Origin of the sequence: Kistimonas scapharcae, from assembly GCF_039540975.1 — a bacterium.
GTDB lineage: Bacteria > Pseudomonadota > Gammaproteobacteria > Pseudomonadales > Endozoicomonadaceae > Kistimonas > Kistimonas scapharcae.
The window spans coordinates 1-759 of record NZ_BAABFL010000193.1; the positions used below are offsets into that span (position 1 = coordinate 1).

2 protein-coding genes are annotated in these 759 nt (G+C 53.1%); both read right to left on the reverse strand.

Features of this window, described 5'->3' with window-relative positions; all coding sequences use genetic code 11:
• The coding region (locus ABD892_RS10345) for a hypothetical protein (RefSeq protein WP_345195545.1) at positions 1-517 on the reverse strand (517 nt) is incomplete at its 3' end.
• A partial coding sequence (locus tag ABD892_RS10350; RefSeq protein WP_345195546.1) for a hypothetical protein occupies positions 514-759 on the reverse strand: 246 nt, incomplete at its 5' end. The genes ABD892_RS10350 and ABD892_RS10345, both read right to left, overlap by 4 nt.

The window sequence follows — 759 nt, forward strand, 5'->3', positions numbered from 1 at the left end:
TACTTAGACCCAGTTGCACGAGGCATGTAAGGTTCGCATCAACAGCGGGTGGTGTTCCGCCGCTACCGACACTGGACGCCGTTACCGGGAATTCCATGGTCGCACCATTCTTCCCCTTGATGATGAGGAACATACCGGGGATGGCTTCGTATTGTTTCCACCCCAGCACATTAAAGAATGTGTCCTCAGAATCAAACATCAGGTAAGCCATCGCCAGACCAGCCTGCCCCAGACCGATTGCTGACAGTGTGCAGCGATAGTCCTTATCAGCAAAAAACACCTTGTTGTTCTGCGATGAACCCCATTGTTCTTCAGGGAGTCCATAAGCTGCGCCCAGATTAGGCTCGAAATAATAATGCACTACCTGATCGCCCGACCCCTGCGGGTAGGTATTAACCGCCACCATTTGCGCGGGTGCAGGACCCCCGCCTTCGCTTGGCGCGACACTACCCACACGGCGCATGAAAGCGCCTTTCGACTTGGGGGAAACACCAGACACTACGTTGTAAACGGTCAAACGTCTTCTCCTTGTACGTCGTCTTGCACGACCTCACCCTCAATGGTCAGAGGTTGTGGATCAAGCGATGTGTTCTGCCCGACAAACGACAAAAGTTCTTCGTCACTCATCGACTGCATCTTTTTCTTGACCGCTTTCAGGTCGCCGTTGTTATTGGTGATGTTCTGCTGGTTAATCGTGACGTTGGTGGCCTTCTGCTTGGCCTCCTCGTTCTTGCCATGCAACCTTGCCAGTACGTCCAC